This window comes from Cupriavidus sp. OV096, from assembly GCF_900115455.1.
Classification (GTDB): Bacteria; Pseudomonadota; Gammaproteobacteria; order Burkholderiales; family Burkholderiaceae; genus Cupriavidus.
On sequence record NZ_FOWM01000001.1, the window covers coordinates 305119 to 325073 of the forward strand.

At 64.7% G+C, this 19955-nt stretch carries 17 protein-coding genes and 2 tRNA genes; 6 read left to right on the forward strand and 13 right to left on the reverse strand.

The features are described from left to right. Positions 1 to 4 precede the first annotated feature (4 nt). Positions 5 to 316 carry a hypothetical protein gene (locus tag BM115_RS01405; protein WP_255370656.1) on the forward strand — a complete coding sequence of 104 codons (312 nt, stop codon included), beginning with the start codon at positions 5 to 7 and terminating at the stop codon, positions 314 to 316. Between the two features lie 19 nt (positions 317 to 335). On the opposite strand, the gene BM115_RS01410 is transcribed toward BM115_RS01405, so the two are convergent. Together BM115_RS01410 and BM115_RS01415 are read right to left on the reverse strand one after the other, a co-directional pair. Then, a tRNA-Arg gene (locus tag BM115_RS01410) sits at positions 336 to 412 on the reverse strand. 64 nt (positions 413 to 476) lie between these two features. Further along, a complete protein-coding gene (locus BM115_RS01415) occupies positions 477 to 1724 on the reverse strand; it encodes a sensor domain-containing diguanylate cyclase (RefSeq protein ID WP_092289775.1) in 1248 nt (415 codons plus the stop codon). Between the two features lie 438 nt (positions 1725 to 2162). On the opposite strand from BM115_RS01415, the gene BM115_RS01420 reads away from it, so the two are divergent. The 4 genes from BM115_RS01420 (at position 2163) to BM115_RS01435 (ending at position 4588) form a co-directional block, all read left to right on the forward strand. Next, positions 2163 to 2239, forward strand: a tRNA-Pro gene (locus tag BM115_RS01420). A gap of 385 nt (positions 2240 to 2624) precedes the next feature. Further along, positions 2625 to 2846 (forward strand): translation initiation factor IF-1, encoded by a 222-nt coding sequence (gene infA, locus BM115_RS01425; protein ID WP_008641674.1) that lies wholly within the window; start codon positions 2625 to 2627, stop codon positions 2844 to 2846. Positions 2847 to 3025: 179 nt separating this feature from the next. Next, positions 3026 to 3502, forward strand: coding sequence for a SixA phosphatase family protein (locus BM115_RS01430; RefSeq protein WP_092289777.1), 477 nt, complete (start codon positions 3026 to 3028; stop codon positions 3500 to 3502). Between the two features lie 234 nt (positions 3503 to 3736). Continuing rightward, positions 3737 to 4588 (forward strand): GNAT family N-acetyltransferase, encoded by an 852-nt coding sequence (locus BM115_RS01435; protein WP_092289779.1) that lies wholly within the window; start codon positions 3737 to 3739, stop codon positions 4586 to 4588. A 117-nt stretch (positions 4589 to 4705) separates the two neighbouring features. Here BM115_RS01435 and ppx read toward each other — a convergent pair whose 3' ends face one another. Then, on the reverse strand, positions 4706 to 6238 hold the full coding sequence (ppx, locus tag BM115_RS01440; RefSeq protein WP_092289781.1) for an exopolyphosphatase: 1533 nt from the start codon (positions 6236 to 6238) through the stop codon (positions 4706 to 4708). A 132-nt stretch (positions 6239 to 6370) separates the two neighbouring features. Between ppx and ppk1 the strand changes: the two genes are divergently transcribed. Continuing rightward, positions 6371 to 8491, forward strand: coding sequence for a polyphosphate kinase 1 (gene ppk1, locus BM115_RS01445; protein WP_092289783.1), 2121 nt, complete (start codon positions 6371 to 6373; stop codon positions 8489 to 8491). Between the two features lie 60 nt (positions 8492 to 8551). Here ppk1 and phoR read toward each other — a convergent pair whose 3' ends face one another. The 10 genes from phoR to ftsH form a co-directional block, all read right to left on the reverse strand. Then, complete coding sequence (gene phoR, locus BM115_RS01450) at positions 8552 to 9898, reverse strand: phosphate regulon sensor histidine kinase PhoR (protein WP_092289785.1); 1347 nt, start codon at positions 9896 to 9898, stop codon at positions 8552 to 8554. A gap of 154 nt (positions 9899 to 10052) precedes the next feature. Next, positions 10053 to 10760: a phosphate regulon transcriptional regulator PhoB gene (phoB, locus tag BM115_RS01455; RefSeq protein ID WP_066735924.1), complete on the reverse strand. Its 708-nt coding sequence runs from the start codon at positions 10758 to 10760 to the stop codon at positions 10053 to 10055. Positions 10761 to 10796: 36 nt separating this feature from the next. Further along, complete coding sequence (phoU, locus tag BM115_RS01460) at positions 10797 to 11501, reverse strand: phosphate signaling complex protein PhoU (RefSeq protein WP_092289787.1); 705 nt, start codon at positions 11499 to 11501, stop codon at positions 10797 to 10799. 35 nt (positions 11502 to 11536) lie between these two features. Beyond that, a complete protein-coding gene (pstB, locus tag BM115_RS01465; protein ID WP_092289789.1) occupies positions 11537 to 12325 on the reverse strand; it encodes a phosphate ABC transporter ATP-binding protein PstB in 789 nt (262 codons plus the stop codon). Positions 12326 to 12371: 46 nt separating this feature from the next. Then, positions 12372 to 13274 (reverse strand): phosphate ABC transporter permease PstA, encoded by a 903-nt coding sequence (pstA, locus tag BM115_RS01470; protein WP_092289791.1) that lies wholly within the window; start codon positions 13272 to 13274, stop codon positions 12372 to 12374. Then, positions 13271 to 14236, reverse strand: a complete 966-nt coding sequence (gene pstC, locus BM115_RS01475) for a phosphate ABC transporter permease PstC (protein ID WP_092289793.1) — start codon at positions 14234 to 14236, stop codon at positions 13271 to 13273. The genes pstA and pstC overlap by 4 nt, the downstream gene beginning before the upstream one ends. Positions 14237 to 14375: 139 nt before the next feature. Further along, positions 14376 to 15407: a phosphate ABC transporter substrate-binding protein PstS gene (gene pstS, locus BM115_RS01480; protein ID WP_092289795.1), complete on the reverse strand. Its 1032-nt coding sequence runs from the start codon at positions 15405 to 15407 to the stop codon at positions 14376 to 14378. Positions 15408 to 15609: 202 nt separating this feature from the next. Next, positions 15610 to 16953 carry a phosphoglucosamine mutase gene (gene glmM, locus BM115_RS01485; protein WP_092289797.1) on the reverse strand — a complete coding sequence of 448 codons (1344 nt, stop codon included), beginning with the start codon at positions 16951 to 16953 and terminating at the stop codon, positions 15610 to 15612. Between the two features lie 5 nt (positions 16954 to 16958). Then, the gene (gene folP / locus BM115_RS01490) at positions 16959 to 17837 is read right to left on the reverse strand and encodes a dihydropteroate synthase (protein ID WP_092289799.1); all 879 of its coding nucleotides are present in this window, start codon (positions 17835 to 17837) and stop codon (positions 16959 to 16961) included. Between the two features lie 84 nt (positions 17838 to 17921). Beyond that, a complete protein-coding gene (ftsH, locus tag BM115_RS01495; RefSeq protein ID WP_092289801.1) occupies positions 17922 to 19805 on the reverse strand; it encodes an ATP-dependent zinc metalloprotease FtsH in 1884 nt (627 codons plus the stop codon). Positions 19806 to 19955: the final 150 nt, after the last annotated feature.

The window sequence follows — 19955 nt, forward strand, 5'->3', positions numbered from 1 at the left end:
GGGGGTGACGAAGCGCGGCCTTCTGGTGATGGCGGCCGCCGGTTGCCTCGCCGCCTGCGTCGGGGCGACGCCGCCTCCGGCGGTGGGCGCGCGCATCGCGCTCACGGGCGAGGTTCGGATCATCGGCAATGCGCCCCACCCCATGGCTGTGCTGCAGGTGGACGATCAGACGGTATGGGAATTGACCGGGATCAGCGTCGCGCTGGCGCGGCCACTGGTGGGCCGACGGGCAACGGTAAGAGGGACGGTACGGCGGGCGCCGGCACCCGGTAGCTGGATGCCCGCCCTGGAGGTGGAAAGCACGGCGCCGCCGTGAACCCTTCCGCGTGAAGACTTGGCCCGCCCTAGAGGATTCGAACCTCTGACCGCTCGCTTAGAAGGCGAGTGCTCTATCCAACTGAGCTAAGGGCGGCCGGGGCGCCACGAGCCTTGCCGTGGCGGCAAGGCCAGCATTCTACTCCACCGCGCGCGCGAAATCAGTTGGATTCGCGTTCGCGCACACGGGGCCGGCGCGGCATGCCGACCGGCTCGCCGCTGTCGTGCGACGACACGCAGTTGCGGCCCATCTGCTTGGCGTCGTACAGCGCGCGGTCGGCCCGACGCATGACGGCATCGGCATTCTCGCCCGCCTGCCGCTCGGCCATGCCAATACTGACGGTGTAGGCAATCGGGTCCGGTTCCGAGGGGCACGGCGCGCCGCGCACGATCGCGTTCAGGCGCAGGCTCACGGCGCGGCCCGCCTCCATCGCGGTATCGGGCAGGACGATGGCGAACTCCTCGCCGCCCAGTCGCCCCAGCACCGCACCCGCCGGCGCTGCCTTGCGCAGCAGGCCGGCGAAGTGGCGCAGCACGCTGTCGCCGGCCAGATGGCCGTAGAGGTCGTTGATGGCCTTGAAGTGATCGAGGTCGATGAACGCCACGGTGAACGACTGGCGCGTGCGTTCCGCCTGCTTGCAGGCCAGCTCGAGTTCCTCCCAGAACGCGCCGCGCGAGAGCACGTCGGTCAGGTCGTCGTGCCGCGCACGGCGCTCCAGCATGCGGCGCAGCCGGTCGTGTGCCATCAGCGCGAAGCTGACCGACAACCCCACTACGCCGAACACGAACCAGACTGTGACGCCGCCATCGGCATCGACCGGCGCGTGCGGGCGAACCTGGCCCAGCGCCTCCAGCATCGGCAGCGCCTGCATGGCTGCCAGGGCGGCACAGGCCAGCGCCACGAAGCAGAGGCACAGCGCGGCCAGCCGCCCGGTGCCCCGCTTCTCCGCCACGCACGGCGCCGTGATGCGGATGATCTCGATCGACAACAGTATTTGAATACAGGCGGCCGCCAGCGAGAGCGACACCCCGAACGCCGCCGACTCCGGCAGCGTGGCCGGCGCGAGGTGGCTGGCCGCATGGGCCCCCACCGCGACCAGGGCCGGCAGGTTGGCGATGGCCAGCACCCTGCCCCGGCCCGGCTTGCCGACGAAATGGCGCGTACCGTAGACCATCATCGACAATCCCACGCTCAACGCCAGCTCGGGCAGGCCATGGAGTGGCCATTCGGGACGCCACGCATGGGCCGCCAGCAGCACCACCGCGAGCGTGACAATCAGGTCCCCCAGCGCCCATGAGGTCAGCCCGCTGCGCTCCATGCCCGGCGCGCGCCGCAACACGGCACAGACGACCGCCATCTGCAGCGCAAACAGGCCTGCGATCAGCACTACCACCTGCGACTGAAACATCTTCCTTCCCGTTCACAAAGGCATCGCCAAGTGCTCCGCGCGGCACTGGGAAACCACCTTCTGTTTGCGGCCTGCGATGGCCGTCCTGTTTTATTTCCGCAGGTTCCGGGCGCCCTGGGCAGCCGGTGGCCGCAAGGGCACCGGTGGGGCGTGGCTCAGGCACTGCCGCGCCGCTCGCGTCGCTCGCGGCGGCTGGCGCACCATTGTTGTGATAGTCGGGACCGGGTCCGGATGGGAACAGCAACCCGGCGACGTGCGCCGGTCGGACCTTTGCGGTGTGCGGATTATGTCAGCGCCCGGAACCAAGTCAAGCCTAAAGCGCCCCGCTGAAGCGGGGTGTTGGGCGCAGCGGCGATGACGTCACATTTTGGCATCAGGAATGCTTATTGCACGCCGTGATTGACCGCACGAGCCGTCCCGGGCTAGAATCGCCGGCTTCGGAGCGTAGCGCAGCCTGGTAGCGCATCTGATTTGGGATCAGAGGGTCGTAGGTTCGAATCCTATCGCTCCGACCAGTTTTGCAAGCAGTTTTAGGCAGTAGAACAAGTGGTGGAATCAAGGGCTTACGTCTTCGGCGTAGGCCCTTTTTTCATGGCGCCCGGCCGACGGCCGCAGGGCATGCTGCACCGCCGAACGTGCTATAATCCCGCGTCAGTTCCGGGGTATCTGAGCATGCCCTGTAACCGGGTCCGTGCTGCCAGGCACACTGGATTTTTCGGCGCCGCACCCCCAGATTCGGGGTATGTCGCGGCCGGCCAGACCCGGAAACACCTTGCCCGCCTGTCCCGAGACGCACAGGACCGCGCCATGGCACGGTCCAGCCCGATGATCCATCGGGCGCTTCACACGTATTCCCTAAAAACTTACGCAGCTCTCGGGGCTGCCGCAAAGGAAAACAGATTGGCTAAGGAAGAACTCATTGAATTTGGCGGCGTGGTGTCGGAAGCCCTGCCCGACAACCGTTATCGCGTCACGCTGGAAAACGGCGTGGAAATCTGGGCATACGCCTCGGGCAAGATGCAGAAGCACCGTATCCGCATTCTGGCCGGTGACCGCGTGACCCTCGAAATGTCGCCCTACGACCTGACCAAGGGCCGCATCAATTTCCGCCACAAATCCTGAGTTCGCGCCGATCGGGCGAGCGCCGCTGTCACGCGGCTGACATCGCCCCCGCCGACACTGACGGGCTGCCTTCGGGCGGCCCGTTTTGTTTCTGGCGATTCGTTTGACGACGCGCGCCCCGCGTCTTGCCTTGGGCTACCCGCTTTACCATACTCAAGGCACAACGAATACCTGCCAACATGAATCTGATCTTGTGGCGCCACGCCGAAGCCGAGGACTTGCCTGACCCCCTCAGCCTCTCGCGCAGCGCTGACCTGCAACGCCCCCTCACGCGGCGTGGCCGCAAGCAGGCCGAGGCATCCGCCGCATGGTTGCGCGCCCATCTGCCCGCCGATCATCGCGTAGTCTGCAGCCCGGCCCTGCGCACGCGCGAGACCGCTGGCGCACTCAGTAGCAAGGTGGAAGTCCTGCCCGACCTCGCGCCCGGCGCCGATGTCAGCGCCATCCTCGCCGCCATCGACTGGCCGCAAGGCCACGAGCACACCGTGGTCGTGGGCCACCAGCCATGGATCGGCCGCCTGGCCAGCCTGTTGCTGGCGGGCCACGAAATCAGCTGGAGCGTGAAGAAGAGCGGCATCTGGTGGCTGTCCGCACGCACGCGCGACACCGAGGCCCAGGTCGTCCTGCGCGCCGTCACGGGTCCCGATTTCCTCTAGGACGATGCGGCAGATTCGCGACGGATCTGCCTCAATTCCGAGGCAAGGTTTTCAAACTGCAATACCGGTCCTTTTTTCGGATAACGACGATGGAAACACGGGAGGCCGCTGGCTAGAGTCGCCGGTGCGCCGCCCAACAGAGGGACGTCATGGAAGCGTCATCACTGCTTCACGGCACTGTCACCAGCCCTCTCTACATTGTTTCGAAGCCGTTTCGTCACCGAAAGGACATACATGCGCGACCTTCCGACGCCTACCCAGCCGCTGTTTGACGCTTTGCCCACTGGCCGCTCCGGCCAGTCGGCGCGGAGCTGTCTTCCTCGTCAGCCAGCACAGCACCAAACCCATGCACAAGCTCCAGCGCCTGCTTTCAGTGTGGCGTGGGCACGTCACCAGGACGAAGTAGCCGAGGCGCAGCGCCTGCGCTACAAGGTCTTCGCCGAAGAAATGGGCGCACGGCTCCAGTCGTCGTCCAATGGCACCGATGTCGACATGTTCGACGCCTATTGCGACCACCTGATCGTACGCGACCAGGAAACGCTGCGCGTGGTGGGCACCTACCGCGTACTGCCGCCGCACCAGGCCAAGCGCGTCGGCTGCCTCTACGCCGAATCCGAATTCGACCTCGTGCGCCTGGCGCACCTGCGCCCCAAGATGCTGGAACTGGGCCGCTCGTGCGTGCACCGCGACTACCGCTCGGGCAGCGTCATCATGGCGCTCTGGGCCGGGCTGGGCGAATACCTGCAACGCTACAACCTCGAGTCGATGCTCGGCTGCGCCAGCGTGCCGATGAGCGACGGCGGCCACTACGCGGCCAGCCTCCATCGTCTGTTCTCCGAGAAGTTCCTGGCACCGATCGAGTACCACGCCTTCCCGCGCACTCGCCTGCCGGTGGAAAACCTGAACCAGGCGCTCGACGTGGAACCGCCGGCGCTGATCAAGGGCTATCTGCGCCTGGGCGCGAAGATCTGCGGCGAGCCGGCATGGGATCCCGACTTCAACGTAGCCGACTTCCTGACGCTGCTGCGCGTGAGCGACATGAACCCGCGCTACGCCCGCCATTTCCTAGGCCTCAACCGCGGCTGAGTCCGCGACCGAAGCCTGTCGGCTCCCCGATCGAAACGGCACATTTCATCGGCATGAAAAAAGGCGACTCCGGGAACGGGGTCGCCTTTTTAACTGGCCGCTCGGAAGACTGCCGAATCAGACGTACACCACCTTGTAGCGCTTGCCCACGCGCTCCCATTCGTCGGACTCCTGCGCCAGGCTGTACTCGACGAGCGGGTTCTCATCGATCCACACCTTAGGCAGCCGCACTTCGAAACCCTCATCGAGAGCATCCGACCGCTGGCTGACCTCGATCTGGGGCAGCTTCACGTCCGCACGGCGCCGGCACAGGACAAAAGCCAGACGCAGGCTGAACAGCATGCGCCAGTCGACGAACTTGCCGCTGCCAGAGAGCTTGCCCAGCTTGCCCGCATGGCCCAGCAGCAGCGTCGCCAGCCGCGCCTGGTCGGTCTTCGAGAAGCCCGGCATGTCCGCGTGTGTGGCGATATAGGCCGAATGCTTGTGATAGCCGCTATGCGAGATCGACATGCCGATCTCGTGCAGGCTCGCGGCCCAGCCCAGTAGCGCGAGGTTGTCGTCGCGGCGCTCGTTGGGCGGATCGGGGAACTGGGCGAGCAGATCGCGCGCGGCCTGCCCTACCCGGCTCGCCTGCGCGCGGTCCACGGCGTAGCGGCGCATGAACTGGTCGACGGTGACCGTGCGCATGTCCTCGTGGTGGCTACGACCGAGCAGGTCGTACAGCACGCCCAACCGCAGCGCGCCGTCGGTCACGTCCATGCGGTCCACGTCGAGTTCGGCGAACACGCCCAGCATGATCGACAGGCCGCCTGGCAGCACCGGGATGCGGTCGGCCTTGAGGCCCGCGAGCTTCACACGATTGGCGTTCTCGGCCTTGATCAGCGCGCGCTTGAGCCGCTCCAGGCCCTCGCGCGTGATGCCGTGCTCGGCCGGGTTGTCGTTCATGCCGTTCAGCTCGATCAGCTCGGCCAGCGCGCGTGCCGTGCCCGACGAGCCCACTGCCTGCTGCCAGCCCGCCGCGCGGTACTGGCGCACCAGCACCTGGATCTCGCGCCGCGCGGCCAGTTCGGCCTGCTTGAACGCGTATTCATCCACGTTGCCGCTCGGAAAGAAATGACGGCTGTGCGACACGCATCCGATATACAAGCTTTCCATCAGCTTCGACTGATAGCCGCTGCCAATGATGAACTCGGTGGAGCCGCCGCCGATGTCGACCACGAGCCGGTTGCCCTGGCAGGCTGGCGCATCGTGCGAGGCGCCGAGATAGATCAGCCGCGCCTCTTCGCGCCCGGCGATCACTTCGATCGGGAAGCCGAGCGCACTTTCTGCCTCGATCAGGAATTCGGAAGCATTCTTGGCCACGCGCAGCGTGTTGGTGGCCACCGCACGCACGTGTTCTGGCGAGAAATCGCGCAGGCGGTCGCCAAAGCGGCGCAGCGCGTCGATGCCGCGTCGTCGCGCGGGTTGGTCCAAGTATTTGTCAGGCGTCAGACCGGCGGCAAGTCGTACCGGCTCGCGCAGGGCATCCACCTGGAAGATCTGGCTGGCAGGGCCGGAGGCCGTGGGCGTCTCGTCCACCCGCCCGATCATCAGGCGGAAGCTATTGGAACCCATGTCGACGGCGGCCAGCAGGCGGGGATTCTGTGTCATTGCGTGCGTAAGTAGCGCAGGATCGGTGCAAGTTTGGCAAGATACGTACAACCCCGCCAAACGCGTAAGATTATGTCCTTGTCATGTCTGCATCATGACAAAATCAAAGTGTCATCAAATTGACACGATTCTATGAAAAAGTCGCCACATCGCCAAAATAAGGTTCTACACATGATGACGACGCCGCCCGGCACGCTGCTGAACCGCGAGCTTGGCATTCTGGAATTCAATGCGCGCGTGCTGGCGCAGGCTGCCGACCCGAACGTACCGCTGCTGGAAAGGCTGAAGTTCATCTGCATCGTCTCCAGCAATCTGGACGAGTTTTTTGAAATCCGCATGGCGGGGCTGAAGGAGCAGATGCGTGATAACGCATCGGGCCTGACGCCCGATGGTCTCTCCGTCCTCCAGACCTATCAGCTCGTCACGGAGCGCACACAGCGGCTCGTGGCCTCGCAGTATGACATGCTGCAGAACGTGATCTTCCCCGCCCTCGAACAGGAAGGCGTGTTTTTTCACCTGACGAACACCTGGACCGACGATCAGCGCCGATGGGCGCGCGATTTCTTCACGCGCGAGCTGGGTCCGGTGCTGACGCCGATCGCGCTCGATCCGGCGCACCCGTTCCCGCGCGTGCTCAACAAGAGCCTGAACTTCGTCGTCGAACTGTCCGGCAAGGACGCCTTCGGCCGCGACGCCGACCTCGCCATCGTGCAGGCCCCCCGCGCATTGCCGCGCGTGGTGCGCATGCCGGAGAAGCTGTCCGGCTATCCGTATGGCTTCGTGATGCTGTCCTCGTTCATGCAGGCGTTCGTGCATGAACTGTTCCCCGCCATCGACGTGGAGGGCTGCTACCAGTTCCGCGTCACCCGCAATTCCGACCTGTTCGTCTCCGAAGACGACATCACCGACCTGCGCGAGGCGCTCCAGGGCGAACTGCCGGCCCGGCATTTCGGCGATACGGTGCGGCTCGAGGTCTCGTCCGATACCCCGCCCGCGCTCTCGCGCCGGCTGCTGCTGGAATCGGGCCTGACCGAGCAGGACCTGTACCGCGTGAGCGGCCCGGTGAACCTGGTGCGGTTGATGCAGATTCCCGATCTGGTCGACCGCCCTGCCCTCAAGTATCCGCCGCACGTGCCGGCACCGGTCAAGCCGCTCCTGACCGGGCTTGGCATGTTCGACGTGATCCGCCAGCAGGACGTGCTGCTGCACCATCCGTACGAGAGCTTCACCTCCGTGCTCGACCTGCTGCAACTCGCCGCGGCCGACCCGAACGTGGTGGCCATCAAGCAGACCGTGTACCGCACCGGCAATGAGTCGGCGGTCATGGAGGCGCTGATGACTGCGGCGCGCAACGGCAAGGAAGTCACGGTGGTGGTGGAGTTGCTGGCGCGCTTCGACGAGGAAACCAATATCAACTGGGCCGAGCGGCTCGAGTCCGCCGGCGCCCACGTGGTCTACGGCGTGGTGGGCCACAAGTGCCACGCCAAGATGCTGCTGATCGTGCGGCGCGAGGCAGCCGGCCCGAAGGTGAAGCAGGTCACCCTGCGCCGCTATGCGCACCTGGGCACCGGCAACTACCACCCGCGCACGGCCCGGCTGTACACCGACTTCGGCCTGTTGACGGCCGACGAGAAAGTCTGCGAGGACGTGCACCACGTGTTCCAGCTGCTGACCGGCACGGCCGGGACGATCCGGCTGAACCACCTGTGGCAGTCGCCGTTCACCATGCACAGCAACCTCGTCGAGCATATCCGCGCCGAGGCGCGCAATGCGCGGGCGGGCAAGCGGGCGCGCATCATCGCCAAGATGAACGCGCTGCTGGAGCCGTCGATCATCGACGAACTCTACAAGGCGTCGCGCGCGGGGGTGAAGATCGACCTGATCGTGCGTGGCGTGTGCGCGCTGCGCCCGGGCGTGCCGGGGATGTCGGACAACATCACCGTGCGTTCGGTGGTGGGCCGCTTCCTGGAGCACCATCGGGTCTACTACTTCCGTGCCGATGGCGAGGATGTGCTCTACCTGTCGAGCGCCGACTGGATGGATCGCAACCTGTTCCGCCGCGTGGAGGTGGCCTTCCCGGTGCTGGATCGCAAGCTCAAGGCGCGTGTGATCAAGGAAAGCCTGCAGGTGCACCTGCGCGACAACGCGTCCGCATGGCTGATGCAGCCGGATGGCCAGTACGTGCGCAAGCGCTCGGCGGCCAAGCGGCAGCTGGTGAGTCAGGCGGAACTGCTGAGGATATTCGGGAACTGATGGATTCGCCGATTCGCCCCTTCCCGCGTGCGGGAGGGGGCGATTTGCCGCGACCCGGTGTTACGCCGCGTGGCGGCGCGGGTCCGGCAGGTGCGATGCAACGGCCGCCGGCTCATAGCCACTGCGATCCGTCGGGAAGACGATCCGGAAGGTGCTGCCGCGCCCGACCTCGCTGGTCACGCGCAGGTCGGCATGGTGGCGCGACAGGACATGCTTGACGATGGCCAGCCCCAAGCCGGTGCCGCCGGTGTCGCGCGAGCGGCTGCGGTCCACGCGGTAGAACCGCTCGGTCAGGCGCGGGATGTGCTCGGGTGCAATGCCCAGCCCCGTATCGCTGACCGAAAACACCGAGTGTCCATCCGTAAAACTCAGCCGGATCGCAATCCGCCCGCCGTCCGGCGTGTAGCGCACTGCGTTCGACACCAGGTTACCCAGCGCCGACAGCAACTCGCTCTCCGCCCCGCGCAGTACCACGCCTGTGTCGATCTCGGCGGCGATCTGGTGGCGGTCCTGCGAGAGCGCCTCTGCATCGTGGACAAGGTGGGCCGCCAGGGCGCCCACATTCACGCGATCCTGCGTCGGCGGCTGCACATCGCTCTCGAGCTTGGCCAGCGCCAGCAGGTCTTCGACGATCCGCTGCATACGCATCGACTGCACCAGCATCAGGTCCACGTAGCGCCTGCGGTCCTCTTCGGACACCGGCAAGTCGCGCACGGTTTCCAGGAAGCCGGTGAGCACGGTCAGTGGCGTCTTCAGTTCATGCGACACATTGGCCACGAAATCGCGGCGCATGGCTTCGGTGTTTTCCACCTTGGTGATGTCCTGCGTCAGCACGAGCTTGCGGTTTTCGCCGTAAGGAAGGATCTGGACAGAGGTGATGTTGCGCTTGTGCTCGCCCATGTCGCGCATGACCAGCGGTTCGTCGTAGCGCTCGCGGGTCAGGTACTGAATGAACTCGGGGCGGCGGATCAGGTGCGTAATGCGCTGGCGCACATCGCGCCGCGCGTTCAGGCCGAAATGCTGCTCGGCCACGCCGTTGCACCATTCGATCTGGTCAGCATCGTCAAGCATCAGCACGCCGTAAGGCGACGCCTGGATGGCCTGGATAAAGCGCGTGTGCTGCTGCTCCACCTGGAGCACCTGCGTGCGCCAGCGCTTGACCAGCCGGTGCAGGCGGTAATAGACCTCGCCCCACAGCCCGAGCGCGCTCGGGATTTCGCCATAGGCGGGCGCGTCGAGCACCTTCCACAGCCGGTTGATCTGGAACAGGTAGTAGCAAAGCTGCAGGAACAGCGCGATGCAAAGGAAGGTCAGGCCGGCAACCGGCCCCACAAAAACGTACAGACCGGCGGCGATAACTGCCAGGCTGACGAGGATGGCCGCGGATCGGGCCCAAATGACATTCATGAGAGGGATGTGGAGTCAGGCGGCCGGCCGGAGGCCGGGTCGACCGCAGTCGTTGCGACGGAGTGTGCCACGAATCCGCCGTGGCGATGGTGCCGGCGCGGCCCCTCTTACTGCTGCTCCGCGCCGGACTTGCCAGGATCTGGCGATCGGCGGATCAGTGGCTCGGCGAGCGCGCCAACCGATACCCGCTGCCACGTACCGTTTCGATCATATTGCTGTAGCCCCCGGGCGTCAGCGCGGCGCGCAGACGCTTGATGTGCACGTCCACTGTCCGCTCTTCCACGAACACGTGATCACCCCAGACCTGATCGAGCAATTGTGATCGACTATGCACACGTTCCGGATGAGTCATCAGGAAGTGCAGCAAACGGAATTCGGTAGGACCAAGGTCCAGCTTGATCGGGCCGGAGTCATCCTGGCCGGTCACGCGGTGCGTGGCCGGGTCCAGCCGCAGGCCGTTGATGGCCACCACGTCGTCGGTCAGCTGCGGCGCACGACGGCGCAGCACGGCCTTGATGCGGGCCAGCAGTTCCTTGGGCGAGAACGGCTTGGTGACGTAATCATCCGCGCCAGCCTCGAGCCCCATCACCTTGTCCTGCTCCTCGCTGCGGGCGGTGAGCATGATGATGGGAATCTGCTTGGTGCGGTCGTTGGTACGCAGTTCCTTGGCGAAGGTCGCGCCCGACTTGCCCGGAAGCATCCAGTCCAGCAACACGAGGTCTGGCAGGACATCGCTCATGAGGGACAGCGCCTGTTCGGCGTTATACGCTCGGATTGGATAGTGCCCCGCGTGCTGCAGGTTGACGGCGATCAGTTCTGCAATCGCCGGTTCGTCTTCGACAACGAGAATACTGCTTGGCATGTATGTTTTCTCCGCTTCTCAGTCTTGCCGCCAGGGTCAGCTCAGCGCTTCGCGCTCCATATCTTCGCGCGAGGTATGGCGCACGTCCGTGCCCTTGACGATGTAGATGATGAATTCTGCAATATTCTTGGCATGATCGCCGATTCGTTCGATCGCCTTGGCGATGAACAGGAAGTCCAGCGCTACCGAAATCGAGCGCGGGTCTTCCATCATGTAGGTGATCAACTTGCGCACGAAGGCGCGGAATTCATCGTCGATGGCCTTGTCATCTTTGACGATGCGCGCAGCCGCCACGGTGTCGAGCCGGGCGAAGGCGTCCAGCGCCTGGCGCAGCAGCGTGATGGCCATCTCCCCCGACAGCTTCACCTCGGAGTAGTTGATGTTGTGCGCCGCCGCGTCTTCCATGATGTGCTTGGTGCGCTTGGCCACTTTCTCGGCCTCGTCGCCGGCGCGCTCGAGGTTGGTGATGGTCTTCGAGATCGCCATCACCAGGCGCAGGTCACGCGCGGTGGGTTGGCGGCGCGCGATGATGTTGTTGCAGTCCGCGTCGATTTCCACTTCCAGCGCATTGAGTTGCTGTTCGCGGGTGATGACCTGGTCCGCCAGGTCGGCGTCGAAGTCGGCCAGCGCGCGCATGGCGAGCTCGATCTGCGACTCGACAAGCCCGCCCATCTGCAGCAGCTTGGTGTTGATCGCGTTGAGGTCGGCGTCGAACTGGGTCGACAGGTGCTTGTCAGTCATGATGTTCTCCTGGCCGGGGCGTGGAAGGTCTGCGATCAGCCGAAGCGGCCGGTGATGTAATCCTCGGTTTCCTTGCGGTGCGGCTTGATGAAGATCTTCTCGGTCTCGCCGAATTCGATCAGCTCGCCCAGGTACATGTAGGCGGTGTAGTCCGAGCAGCGCGCGGCCTGCTGCATGTTGTGGGTGACGATGACCACCGTGTACTCGTCCTTGAGTTCGGCAATCAGTTCCTCGATGCGACCGGTGGAGATCGGGTCCAGCGCCGAGCACGGTTCGTCGAGCAGCAGCACTTCCGGACGGATGGCGATGCCGCGCGCGATGCACAGACGCTGCTGCTGGCCGCCCGACAGGCCGTAGCCCGACTGGTGCAGCTTGTCCTTGGCCTCGTTCCACAGGGCGGCCTTCGAGAGCGCCCACTCCACGCGGTCGTCCATTTCGGAGCGCGAGAGCTTTTCGAACAGACGCACGCCAAAGGCGATGTTGTCATAGATCGACATCGGGAACGGCGTGGGCTTCTGGAACACCATGCCCACCTTGGCGCGCAGCAGCGCGATGTCCTGCTTGCTGGCCAGCAGGTTCTCGCCGTCCATGTTGATCTCGCCCTCGGCCCGTTGCTCCGGGTACAGCGCGAACATCTTGTTGAAGGTGCGCAGCAGCGTGGACTTGCCGCAACCGGACGGGCCGATGAACGCAGTCACCTTGCGGTCCGGGATGGACATGTTGATGTGCTTCAGCGCGTGGAACTGACCGTAATAGAAGTTCAGGTTCCGCACGTCGATCTTGGCGCGCACGGTGTCGGGAATGTCGATGACGGTAGAGGTCATGCTCGTGTCTCGCTGGAATTCGATGATCGGGGCACGTGGCGCCGGCTTATTTCTTGAACAGCATGCGCGCGACGATATTCAGCGCGAGCACACCGACGGTAATGAGGAACACACCGGCCCAGGCCAGCTGCTGCCATTCGGTGAACGGGCTCATCGCGAAGCGGAAGATCGTCACCGGCAGGTTGGCCATCGGCTTGTTCAGGTCGCTGGTCCAGAACTGGTTGGACAGCGCCGTGAACAGCAGCGGCGCGGTCTCGCCGGCGATACGGGCCACGGCCAGCAGCACGCCGGTAACGATGCCCGCATACGACGACTTGACCGTGATCGACATCACCATCTTCCACTTCGGCGTGCCCAGGGCCACGGCAGCCTCGCGCAGCGCGTTCGGCACCAGGTTCAGCATGTTCTCGGTGGTACGCACCACGATGGGAACCTGCAGCAGTGCCAGCGCGCAGATGCCGGCCCAGCCCGAGAAGTGCCCCATCCGCGTGACCACCAGCGCATAGACGAACAGGCCGATCACGATGGACGGCGCCGACAGCAAGATGTCGTTGATAAAGCGGATCAGGCTGGCCAGCGGCGACTTCTGACCATACTCGGCCAGGTAGATGCCGGCCAGGATGCCCAGCGGCGTGCCAATCAGCGTGGCCACGCCCACCATCACGAAGCTGCCGAAGATGGCATTGGCCAGACCGCCGCCGGCGGTGTTGGGCGCCGGGGTCATCTGCGTGAACAGGTCGAGCGACAGGCCGCCCACGCCCAGCGAAATGGTAGTCCAGAGGATCCACGCGAGCCAGAACAGGCCGAAGACCATGGCCGCGAGCGAGGCGGTCAGCGCGTAGACGTTCATGCGCCGGCGGGACGCCTGCAGCCGGGTGCGCACGGCGTCCGCATCGGGGCGAACGGCCGGGATCTGCGTGGCAGATACGGTTTGGCTGGCTTGGTTCATTTGCCCCCCTCATTCTTGGCAAGGCGCAGCAGCAGCACTTTGGACAGCGCCAGCACCACGAAGGTAATGAAGAACAGGATCAGGCCCAGTTCCATCAGCGCGGCGGTGTGCAGGCCGGCACCGGCTTCGGCGAATTCGTTCGCCAGCGCCGAGGTGATGGAGTTGCCGGGCGAAAACAGCGAGACGTTGTCCAGCAGGTTGGTGTTGCCGATCACGAACGTCACGGCCATGGTCTCGCCGAGCGCGCGGCCCAGGCCAAGCATCACGCCGCCGATCACACCGGCCCGGGTGTACGGCAGCACCACGCGCCACATCACCTCCCAGGTGGTGCAGCCCACGCCGTACGCCGATTCCTTCAGCAGCACCGGGGTTACTTCGAACACGTCGCGCATCACCGAAGCGATGTACGGGATGATCATGATCGCCAGGATCACGCCGGCGCACAGCAGGCCGATGCCCAGCGGCGCGCCCTGGAACAGCTTGCCGATCACGGGCACCTGGCCAATCGTGTTGGCCAGCGGCCTCTGGAAGTACTCGCCGAAGATCGGCGAGAACACGAGCAGGCCCCACATGCCGTAGACGATGGACGGCACGGCAGCAAGCAGCTCGATGGCAGTGCCGAGCGGCCGGCGCAGCCAGGCGGGCGACAGCTCGGTCAGGAACAGGGCGATGCCGAAACTGACCGGCACGGCGATGATAAGCGCGATGATCGAGGTGATCAGCGTGCCGTAGATGGGGACCAGGGCGCCGTAGACGTCGGCAGGCGGATCCCATTCGGCGTTCCACAGGAACGAGATGCCGAATTTCTGGATCGAGGGCCAGGCGCTGAATGCCAGGGAAACGATGATGCCGCCCAGCAGCAGCAGCGTCACGATGGCGGCGCCGCGCGTCAGGCCGCCGAACAGGATGTCGCCCATGCGGCTGGGGGGCCGGACGGCGGGGAGATCGGGCGTAGTGGCCATGGTGGGATATGGAGTGCGTGGATGCAAGCGGCACGGCCCGCCTCGGTGACTTACCTGGGCGGGCCGGCCAGCCCTGCGGATGACAAGGCACGTGATCCGGTAGATCCTCGCGCCCTGCCCGTGCCGTCAGTACAGCAGCTTAGTACAGCGACTTGCCCGACGAGTCCTTGACGCTGGTCTTCCACGTCGTGCGGATCTGGTTCACGACCGATTCCGGCAGCGGCACGTAGTCCAGGTCAGCGGCCATGTTGGCGCCGCTCTTGTAGGCCCAGTCGAAGAACTTCAGCACTTCCGCGCCTTGCGCTGCCTTTTCCTGGCTCTTGTGCACCAGGATGAACGTGGCGCCAGCGATCGGCCATGCGGTCTTGCCTTGCTGGTTGGTCAGGATCTGGTAGTACGTCTTGCTCCAGTCCGCACCGGCGGCGGCGGCCTTGAAGGCGTCGTCGCCCGGCTGCACCACTTCACCCGAGGCGTTCTTCATGTTCAGGTGGGTCATCTTGTTTTGCTTGGCGTACGCGTACTCCACGTAGCCAATGGCACCGTTCAGGCGCTGCACGAAAGCGGCCACGCCTTCGTTACCCTTGCCGCCCGTGCCGCCGCCCGGCCAGTTGACCGTGGTGCCTTCGCCCACCGTGCTCTTCCAGTCAGCGCTGACCTTCGACAGGTAGTTCGTGAAGATGAACGTGGTGCCCGAGCCATCGGCGCGACGGACCGGCAGGATGTCCTGGTTCGGCAGCTGGACCTTCGGGTTCAGGGCCTTGATGGCGGGATCGTCCCACTTCTTGATCTTGCCCAGGTAGATGTTGGCGAGCAGTTCACCGGTGATGGTGAGGTCGCCCGGCTTCACGCCTTGCAGGTTGATCACCGGCACCACGCCGCCGATCACCGTCGGGAACTGCACCAGGCCTTGCTTGGCCAGTTCCTCGTCCTTTAGCGGGGCGTCCGATGCGCCGAAATCGACCGTCTTGGCGCCAATCTGCTTGATGCCGCCCGACGAACCGATGGATTGATAGTTGACCTTGTTACCCGTAGCTTTTTGGTAGGCGTCTGCCCATTTGGAATACACGGGCGCCGGGAACGAGGCGCCTGCACCGGTAATTTCCGCCGCGAACGCAGTACCCATCACTACCATCGAAACGATGCCTGCCACGGCAGTCTTGACCAGCTTCATATGTCCTCCAGAGAACATGGTTGGGAATGACAAATTTTTGACATCCGAACTTTATGCTTTCTATATGACAGATCCGTGACAACACGAGATGTTCTTAAAGCGGCCTTTTGTGATGGCTAGTTAACTCGTATATGTGGAGAAAAAGGCATAAAAAATGACGCCAGCATCACGCTGGCGTCATTTTCGGTCACTACAGGAACGGTCAGGCGCGCAGCGAGTCAGCCAAGGCCTGGGCCGCGCGTTCGGCGGTCTCGACCTGTTCGGCCTCCACCATCACACGGACCACCGGCTCGGTGCCCGAGGCGCGGATCAGCACCCGCCCACGGCCTTCGAGTTCCGGCTCGATCTTGGCGCGCGCCGCCTGCAACCCGGCATGGGTCTGCCAGTCGAAACCCTTCTCCACGCGCACGTTGATCAGGGTCTGCGGGAACAACTTCACGCCTTCCAGCAACTGCGCCAGCGTCTTGCCGCTCCGGCGCAGTGCAGCCAGCACCTGGAGTGCCGACACGATGCCATCGCCCGTCGTGTGCCGATCCAGGCACAAAAGATGGCCGGAGCCTTCGCCGCCGAGCGTCCACTTGCGCTTGTTGAGTTCTTCCAGCACGTAGCGGTCGCCCACCTTGGCGCGAACGAATTCGACGCCAAGGCGCTTCAGCGCCAGCTCGACGGCCATGTTCGTCATCAGCGTGCCCACCGCGCCATCGACGCGGTGGCCAGCAGCCTGCCGGTCCCGCACGATCAGGTACAGCAGTTCGTCGCCGTTGTAGAGCCGGCCATCGGCGTCCACCACCTGCAGGCGGTCGGCATCGCCGTCGAAGGCCAGGCCCAGGTGCGCGCCGTGCGCCTTGACGGATTCGATCAACCGCTCAGGCGCCGTGGCGCCGTAGCCGGCGTTGATGTTGCGGCCGTCCGGCTGGTTGCCGATGGAGATCACCTCGGCACCGAGTTCGTGGAACACGTGCGGGGCGATGTGGTACGCCGCCCCGTGGGCGCAGTCCACCACGAGCTTGAGCCCGTGCAGGTCCTGCTCATACGGGAATGTGCTCTTGCAGAACTCGATGTAGCGGCCAGCCGCATCGTCGATGCGGCGCGCGCGGCCGAGGTCGTCCGAACGCACGCAGGCCATCGGCTCTTCGAGCTGGGCCTCGATCTTCAGCTCCGTCTCGTCCGGCAGCTTGTCGCCCGTCGACGAGAAGAACTTGATGCCGTTGTCGTAGTACGGATTGTGGCTCGCGGAAATGACCACGCCCGCCGCCAGCCGCAGCGCGCGGGTCAGGTAGGCCACGCCCGGCGTCGGCAGCGGACCGGTCAGCAGCACGTGCACGCCGGCAGCCGTGAAACCGGCTTCCAGCGCGGCTTCGAGCATATAACCCGAGATCCGCGTGTCCTTGCCGATCAGCACGGTCGGCCGGCCCTGGCTGGTTTTCTGGCCCAGCGCCAGCACCTTGCCGGCGGCGTAGCCGAGCCGCATCACAAAATCCGGCGTGATCGGTGCTTCACCAACCCGACCCCGCACGCCATCTGTCCCGAAATACTTGCGCGTCATCTGTTTCATTCTCCCGATTGCCCTGTACCGGCAACTGATTCATGGCGAATCGCCCACCAGGTCTTGATGGCGTCCACCGTCTGTTCCACGTCGTGCACCCGCACGATAAATGCGCCCCGCTCCACCGCGCACACGGCCGCGGCCAGGCTGGCCGCCACGCGCTGCTGCGGCGGTCTGCCGCCGAGAATGGCGCCAAGCGTCGACTTGCGCGAGAGCCCGGCCAGGATCGGCAGGCCGTCCACGGCAAGTCGCGGCATTTGGCCGAGCAGACGGAGATTATGATCCGGCGTCTTGCCAAATCCAAACCCCGGATCGAGCGAAATACGTGCGTCGTCCACGCCCGCCGCACGCAGGGTTGACACCCGTTCGCGCAGGAACCCCTCCACCTCGGCCACCACGTCGACATACTGCGGGTCTTCCTGCATCGTCTGCGGGTCACGCTGCATGTGCATCACGCACAGGCCCGCCTGTCCCGCCGCCGCGCCGCTCACGGCTTCCACCGCGCCCGGCATGCGGAAGCCCCAGATATCGTTGATCAGATCCGCTCCGCCCGCCAGTGCCGCACGCATGACTTCGGGCTTGTAGGTGTCGATCGACAACGGTTTGCCACACGGCGCCAGGGCCTCGACGATCGGCATCACCCGGGCCAGTTCCTGATCCAGCGGCAGCGCCGCTGAGCCCGGACGGCTCGATTCCCCGCCAATGTCGATGATGTCCACGCCTTCGGCAATCATCTGCTCCGCGTGGCGCAAGGCCGCATCGCGGCCCGCATGCTGGCCACCGTCGGAAAACGAATCGGGTGTGACGTTGAGGATGCCCATCACCAGTGGGCGGCGGTTGCGGGCGAAACGGTAGCGCCCGCACTGGAAGAACTCGGTCGACAAGATCTGCTGTCCTGGAATGGAAAAAGCCGGTGCGCAGGGCACCGGCTTCTGAACTGCCTGCCTGCGAAGGCAGGGCAATCGCGATCAGGCCGTGGCAGGCGCGTTGGTCGGCGCCACCGGCGAACCGCCCGAAGGCGTGTTACCACCACCGTTCTGGCCCGACACGTTACGCGGCGGACGCGGCGGCTTGCCAGCCATGATGTCGTTCACCTGATCGGCGTCGATCGTTTCCCACTCCATCAGGGCGCTGGTCATCGCCTCGACCTTGTCGCGGTGATCTTCGAGCAGGTGCTTCGCCAGCGCATATTGCTCGTCGATGATGCGACGGATCTCGCCGTCAACCTTCTGCTGGGTGGCCTCGGACACAGTCTTCGACGAGAGCTTGCCGAACATGCCGTCCTGCTCCGTATCGACATAGACCATGGCGCCGAGCGAATCGCTCATGCCGAAACGGGTCACCATGTCGCGGGCGATCTTGGTGGCGCGCTCGAAGTCGTTGGACGCCCCCGTGCTCATGGCGTTGAGGAAGACCTCCTCCGCCGCACGGCCGCCGAAGAGAATCGCGATCTCGTCGAGCATGTTGTCCTTGTACTTCGAATACTTGTCATGCTCCGGCAGCTGCCAGGTCACGCCCAGTGCCCAGCCGCGCGGCATGATCGTAACCTTGTGCACCGGATCGGCCTTCGGCAGCAGCTTGGCCACCACCGCATGGCCGGACTCGTGGTAAGCCGTGGCCTTGCGCTCTTCTTCGCGCATGACCGTCGACTTGCGCTCCGGGCCCATGAAGATCTTGTCCTTGGCGTCCTCGAAGTCCTGCATGTCCACCACGCGCTTGTTGCGGCGGGCGGCGAACAGCGCGGCCTCGTTGACCAGGTTGGCCAGGTCGGCACCCGAGAAGCCCGGGGTACCACGACCGATCACCGACGCGTCCACGTCGTTGCCGATCGGCACCTTGCGCATATGCACCTTCAGGATCTGCTCGCGGCCGCGGATGTCCGGCAGGCCCACGTAGACCTGGCGGTCGAAACGACCCGGACGCAGCAGCGCCTTGTCCAGCACGTCGGCACGGTTGGTCGCGGCGATCACGATGACGCCCGAGTTGGCCTCGAAGCCGTCCATCTCGACCAGCATCTGGTTCAGCGTCTGCTCGCGCTCGTCGTTGCCGCCGCCCATGCCGGCGCCACGATGACGACCGACCGCGTCGATTTCATCGATGAACACGATGCAAGGCGCCTGCTTCTTGGCGTTCTCGAACATGTCGCGCACACGGGCCGCGCCCACGCCGACGAACATTTCGACGAAGTCCGAACCGGAAATGCTGAAGAAAGGCACCTTGGCCTCGCCGGCGATGGCGCGTGCCAGCAGCGTCTTACCGGTACCCGGAGGGCCAACCAGCAGCACGCCGCGCGGAATACGGCCGCCCAGCTTCTGGAATTTCTGCGGATCCTTGAGGAAGTCGACCAGTTCGACCACTTCCTCCTTGGCCTCGTCGCAGCCGGCCACGTCCGAGAACGTGACGGCGTTCTGGTTCTCGTCGATCAGGCGTGCACGGGACTTGCCGAACGAGAAGGCACCGCCTTTCCCGCCGCCCTGCATCTGCCGCATCATGTAGAACCAGAAGACGATGATCAGCAAGGTTGGCCCGAGGTAGTACAGGGCCTGGACCAGCACGTTCGGCTCGTCGTCGGCCTTGCCGGTGACCTGGACGCCGTACTTCATCAGGTCGCCGACCATCCAGATGTCGCCCGGCGAGATGATCGTGTACTTGGCGCCCTCTTTGGGCGAAACCACGAGATTACGGCCCTGCACGTCGACGCGGCTCACCTTGCCGTTCTTGGCGTCATCCATGAACTGCGAATAGGTGACACCGTCCTGGGCACGTGGTTTGTCGAACTGCTTGAAGACGGTGAACAATACCAGCGCGATTACGAGCCAGATTGCCGCCTTTTGAAACAGGTTGTTATTCAAGGCCGAACTCCTTTGCAATTGCCTTGCCAACGGGATAGCTGCATTGCATTGTAATGCAGCCCCCGCCCCCGCAGGGAATCTCTGAATCTATGGTCCCGATAGTGCCCGAGGCGCCCCATGGCGGCAAGCCGCCCGGGGTGTCCGGCGCAC

Excerpts from the sequence above, each read along its gene's own strand:
- ppx (WP_092289781.1), bottom strand. The coding sequence starts at position 6,238 with ATGACACAGAATCCCCGCCTGCTGGCCGCCGTCGACATGGGTTCCAAT.
- phoU (WP_092289787.1), bottom strand. The coding sequence starts at position 11,501 with ATGACTGACAAGCACCTGTCGACCCAGTTCGACGCCGACCTCAACGCG.
- pstA (WP_092289791.1), bottom strand. The coding sequence starts at position 13,274 with ATGAACCAAGCCAGCCAAACCGTATCTGCCACGCAGATCCCGGCCGTT.
- pstS (WP_092289795.1), bottom strand. The coding sequence starts at position 15,407 with ATGAAGCTGGTCAAGACTGCCGTGGCAGGCATCGTTTCGATGGTAGTG.
- pstB (WP_092289789.1), bottom strand. The coding sequence starts at position 12,325 with ATGACCTCTACCGTCATCGACATTCCCGACACCGTGCGCGCCAAGATC.
- BM115_RS01430 (WP_092289777.1), top strand. The coding sequence starts at position 3,026 with ATGAATCTGATCTTGTGGCGCCACGCCGAAGCCGAGGACTTGCCTGAC.
- BM115_RS01435 (WP_092289779.1), top strand. The coding sequence starts at position 3,737 with ATGCGCGACCTTCCGACGCCTACCCAGCCGCTGTTTGACGCTTTGCCC.
- glmM (WP_092289797.1), bottom strand. The coding sequence starts at position 16,953 with ATGACGCGCAAGTATTTCGGGACAGATGGCGTGCGGGGTCGGGTTGGT.
- ppk1 (WP_092289783.1), top strand. The coding sequence starts at position 6,371 with ATGAAAAAGTCGCCACATCGCCAAAATAAGGTTCTACACATGATGACG.
- pstC (WP_092289793.1), bottom strand. The coding sequence starts at position 14,236 with ATGGCCACTACGCCCGATCTCCCCGCCGTCCGGCCCCCCAGCCGCATG.
- phoR (WP_092289785.1), bottom strand. The coding sequence starts at position 9,898 with ATGAATGTCATTTGGGCCCGATCCGCGGCCATCCTCGTCAGCCTGGCA.
- BM115_RS01415 (WP_092289775.1), bottom strand. The coding sequence starts at position 1,724 with ATGTTTCAGTCGCAGGTGGTAGTGCTGATCGCAGGCCTGTTTGCGCTG.
- phoB (WP_066735924.1), bottom strand. The coding sequence starts at position 10,760 with ATGCCAAGCAGTATTCTCGTTGTCGAAGACGAACCGGCGATTGCAGAA.